This window comes from Escherichia sp. MOD1-EC7003 (assembly GCF_002965065.1).
Classification (GTDB): Bacteria; Pseudomonadota; Gammaproteobacteria; order Enterobacterales; family Enterobacteriaceae; genus Escherichia.
On record NZ_PTRE01000275.1, the window covers coordinates 1 to 4,614 of the forward strand.

The 4,614-nt window shown below is 50.3% G+C and carries 3 protein-coding genes; all 3 read left to right on the forward strand.

All coding sequences use genetic code 11. The annotated features are described in order from the left end of the window. The first annotated feature begins 91 nt into the window (after positions 1-91). Genes trbA through trbC form a run of 3 tightly spaced genes read left to right on the forward strand, consistent with a single transcriptional unit; the run spans position 92 to position 4,580 of the window. Positions 92-1,264: an IncI1-type conjugal transfer protein TrbA gene (gene trbA / locus A7090_RS25305; protein ID WP_001167742.1), complete on the forward strand. Its 1,173-nt coding sequence runs from the start codon at positions 92-94 to the stop codon at positions 1,262-1,264. A gap of 18 nt (positions 1,265-1,282) precedes the next feature. Next, positions 1,283-2,353, forward strand: a complete 1,071-nt coding sequence (trbB, locus tag A7090_RS25310; RefSeq protein WP_000151583.1) for an IncI1-type conjugal transfer protein TrbB — start codon at positions 1,283-1,285, stop codon at positions 2,351-2,353. Beyond that, positions 2,346-4,580: an F-type conjugative transfer protein TrbC gene (trbC, locus tag A7090_RS25315; protein ID WP_105275889.1), complete on the forward strand. Its 2,235-nt coding sequence runs from the start codon at positions 2,346-2,348 to the stop codon at positions 4,578-4,580. The genes trbB and trbC overlap by 8 nt, the downstream gene beginning before the upstream one ends. Positions 4,581-4,614 lie beyond the last annotated feature (34 nt).

The following is a 4,614-nucleotide window of genomic DNA, read 5'->3' on the forward strand; positions in this document are numbered from 1 at the left end:
CCCTGGAAAGTTGATCTGAGCTCTCAGTAAATATCAATACGGTTCTGACGAGCCGCTTACTTACAATCGACAGCCTGTCGCAGAAGATCCTATGCAGATATGGGGCGCTGTTGGTGTCCTTCTTATCCTGCTGCTATTCGTCATATGGTTATTCTTGCCGGAAGTGGTTTACACCAGCTGCCTGATTCTTCATACCTTATGGGGACTGGTCGACTGGGGACCATTTCATAACTATGCAGCACCACGATACAACCTGCTTGCCATGACCGGTAACAACGCCGCCAACATAAGCTATAGCCAGTGGGTTAACGTCATGGAACAGACCATAGGTATTCTGTGGATGTACCTCTTACCTGTGACACTCTGGTGTTTGTGGGAATGGTATCAACATCCGGGACAAAGCCGTTTCACCCGCAGACCAGTAGATATTACCCGACTGCCACACATCTTTGCTTCGTTATCCCCTGCTATCGCCCCTGTACTGGCAGATGGTGATCCGAAAAAACTCTTTCATGGTGGTAAACGACCTGAACGGCGGGTTGCTCTCACCCCGGAAGCATTTGTCGAACAGCATACTCTCATCACCAATATGCAGCTCGATGTTGCAGCTGCAAGACGATGTTTCATGGCCCAGTTGGGTAAACCTTTAACGTCCTGGAAAGACATGGCACCACATGAAAAAGCGCTCTTTGCCATATTTGGCCTTCAGTATTTCCTGGATGATCGGAAGGCAGCATTAAAGCTCATGGATACACTGAACCTCTCATGCAGAATTAAAAGCAAACGGGACAGCGGGAAATTCTGTACCCCTGTTTATTCACTGGCCAAATCAGCTTTCCAGAGAGTGATTAAAAGCAACGGAGCACAGCAATGGCTGAAACAACATCGCTACGTCCGCAGTGGGCTGGTCTGGCTGTATGCACATGACCTGCGGCTTACGCCACCCAACTGGATTTGGCTGAAAGGCGTGGACAGAACGCTGTTTTATGCATTACACCGCGCCAATACCACGAAAGGATTTATTGAAGGCGCTGGCGTGGTGGCCGTTGCACGTGCAGAGGCCGAAGCCATGCGTTTTGGTCTTCCCTGCCCTGAACCCTGTGTTGATGAAGCGGTGGAAGGCTTACGGCGGGATATGCTCAGTCTCGGTCTTATCTGGGATGAACCACAACCAGATCGCGACCGGAAACGCCGCATCCTGACCAACTGGTCCCTCACCGACGACATCCTGCCCCGCACACCTGCTACAGACAACGAATTCTGATTATCCGGAGAACTGAAAATGACAATCGAGTACTTTGCAACACGCATTGCAAAACATATTTCCGTGCAGGCAATCTGGCCGGATGGCAGGACAGAAATTATTGCTGTCCTTCCACGGGATGCCCTGTCAGGGCTGGTAACACGAAATAATCAACTGATTCATATAGCCTTTGACGCCATGGGCACCCGTAACAGAGAAACCGTCCTGATTGATAAACAGGAGCATAACGCTGACCAGATACTTACAGCTATTGATTCCTGCCTGCGCCTTGAATATCTGATGGAACGCCGCTTCAGCAGAACACCTTTGTTCCGTGGCATAATCGCCAGCGTTGTGCTGTTCGTAATGGCAACGATTGGCTTCTCTCTGTTCCGCTATGTTGATCGTGTATTCTGGGATGATACAACGCCTGAAGCAGTACAGACAGCAGGTGAGCCACGACTGCTACCCCCTCACCTGAATCACACTGTGCCATTAAATGAAGGCATTCAACTCCCGGTTCCCCCGAAAAAAGACGTCCAGGTCCCGGAGAAAACAATCACAAGCAAAAATCCGGAAGCCGCAGCTGCGCGACATAATCTGGCTACTGTTCTGAAGCGGAACGCCGATCGGGGCATGTTTACCATCAACCTGTCATCCGGTCATGAACGAACCCTGTTCGCATTTCTCGATCCTGCCTGTCCTAACTGCAGACTTCTGGAGCCGGCCTTAAAACGCCTGGCCAGCGACTTCAATGTCGTTATCTACCCGGTTTCAGTTATTGGTGGAGAGGAATCCACCGACCGTGTGGCACCACTGCTGTGTGAAAAAGATGCTCAGAAACGTGCTGCCGGCTGGCACCGACTGTATTCCGCAGATAACGGAATGATGACGCCATCAGAAGAAACAACGCCTGCAGATGAAACATGCCTGAAAGCAGCCAGAGCTGCGATTGATGTTAACAATGTCGCCTTCCGTAAGTTCGGATTTGCCGGTACCCCATGGGTGCTGTCCGACACCGGCTGGCATCTGCCTACAGGAATTCTGCAGGAAACTGGCACGCTTAATTTATTCCTGAAAACCACCGACAGCGAGTCTGGCCATGAGTGAACATCGCGTTAACCCCGAGCTTTTACACCGTACAGCCTGGGGAAATCCTGTCTGGAATGCACTCCAGAGTCTCAATATCTATGGCTTTTGCCTGGTGGCAAGTCTTGTGGCCAGTTTTATCTGGCCACTTGCATTACCGGCATGTCTGTTGTTCACACTGATAACAATGCTGGTATTTAGTCTGCAGCGATGGCGCTGCCCTCTTCGTATGCCCATGACGCTGGAATGTGCTGACCCGTCACAGGACAGAATGATTAAAAGAAGTCTTTTCAGCTTCTGGCCAACCCTGTTCCAGTATGAGGTCATTCTGGAATCACCGGCCAGCGGCATATTCTATGTTGGTTATCAACGCGTCAGGGATATTGGCAGGGAGTTATGGCTGAGTATGGACGATCTGACCCGCCATATAATGTTTTTCGCCACCACCGGTGGCGGTAAAACGGAAACCATCTTTGCCTGGGCGATTAACCCACTTTGCTGGGCAAGAGGATTCACCCTTGTCGATGGCAAGGCACAGAATGATACGGCAAGAACGATCTGGTATCTGGCCAGACGCTTTGGACGTGAAGACGATGTGGAAGTCATTAACTTCATGAACGGAGGAAAATCCCGCAGTGAAATCATTCTGAGTGGTGAAAAAACGCGTCCTCAGTCAAATACCTGGAATCCCTTCTGTTACAGCACTGAGGCATTCACAGCGGAGACAATGCAGTCAATGCTGCCCCAGAACGTCCAGGGGGGCGAGTGGCAGTCCCGGGCCATTGCCATGAATAAGGCACTGGTATTTGGTACTAAATTCTGGTGTGTGCGCGAAGGCAAAACAATGTCGCTGCAGATGCTCCGTGAACATATGACTCTCGAAGGGATGGCCAAACTTTACTGTCGTGGCCTCGATGATCAGTGGCCGGAAGAAGCTATCGCACCGTTACGTAACTACCTTCAGGACGTTCCCGGTTTCGACCTGTCGCTGGTCAGGACACCATCAGCCTGGACGGAAGAACCCAGAAAACAACATGCTTATCTCTCCGGGCAGTTTTCTGAAACTTTCAGCACATTCACGGAAGCATTCGGGGATATTTTTGCTGAAGATTCCGGTGATATCGATATCCGTGACAGCATTCACAGCGACAGGATTCTGATGGTAATGATCCCCGCTCTGGATACATCAGCGCATACAACGTCTGCTCTTGGACGAATGTTTATCACCCAGAAAAGTATGATTCTCGCCCGTGATTTGGGCTACCGCCTCGAAGGAACTGATTCCGATGCACTGGAAGTCAAAAAATATAAGGGGCGTTTCCCTTATCTGTGTTTCCTTGATGAAGTGGGGGCATACTATACGGACCGTATTGCTGTGGAAGCCACTCAGGTGCGTTCACTGGATTTTGCTCTGATTTTGATGGCACAGGACCAGGAACGTATAGAAGGACAGACAACAGCCACGAATACTGCAACACTGATGCAGAACACGGGGACAAAATTTGCCGGCAGGATTGTCAGCGAGGGTAGTACGGCCAGAACGCTGAAAAGCGCCGCCGGTGAAGAAGCCAGGGCGAGGATGAACAACCTGCAGCGTCAGGACGGCATATTTGGTGAATCATGGATTGACAGCCCACAAATCAGCATCCTGATGGAAAGCAAGATAAATGTTCAGGAGTTGATTGAACTTCATCCTGGCGAGTTCTTTTCTATTTTCCGGGGAGAAACCGTACCATCAGCATCATTCTTCATCCCTGACGATGAGAAAAGCTGCAGCAGCGATCCCGTTGTTATAAACAGGTATATCAGCGTGGATGCGCCACGCCTGGACCGTCTCCGCCGTCTTGTTCCCCGTACTACTCAACGTCGAATACCGTCACCGGAAAATGTCAGTGCCATCATTGGCGTCCTGACTGCAAAACCCTCCAGAAAAAGACGAAAAATTCGCACAGAGCCGCACACGATCGTGGATACATTCCAGCAACGCATTGCAGGACGTCAGGCGGCTATGGCAATGCTGGAAGAGTACGACACAGATATCAACGCACGTGAAAGTGCCTTGTGGGAAACAGCGGTGAATACGCTTAAAACGACCACACGGGAAGAGCGACGAATTCGCTATATCACGCTGAACAGACCAGAACTACCTGAAACAAAAGAGGAAAATCAGATATCAGTGAGAGCAGAAAGAGCAGGTATAAACCTGTTAACGCTTCCACATGTCAGCGCCAATGATATAAGACAGTAATTCACCATTTGGATTGTCCGCTCCACCCAACATG

Coding starts and splice junctions, on each gene's coding strand:
- trbB (WP_000151583.1), top strand. CDS start 1,283: ATGACAATCGAGTACTTTGCAACACGCATTGCAAAACATATTTCCGTG.
- trbA (WP_001167742.1), top strand. CDS start 92: ATGCAGATATGGGGCGCTGTTGGTGTCCTTCTTATCCTGCTGCTATTC.
- trbC (WP_105275889.1), top strand. CDS start 2,346: ATGAGTGAACATCGCGTTAACCCCGAGCTTTTACACCGTACAGCCTGG.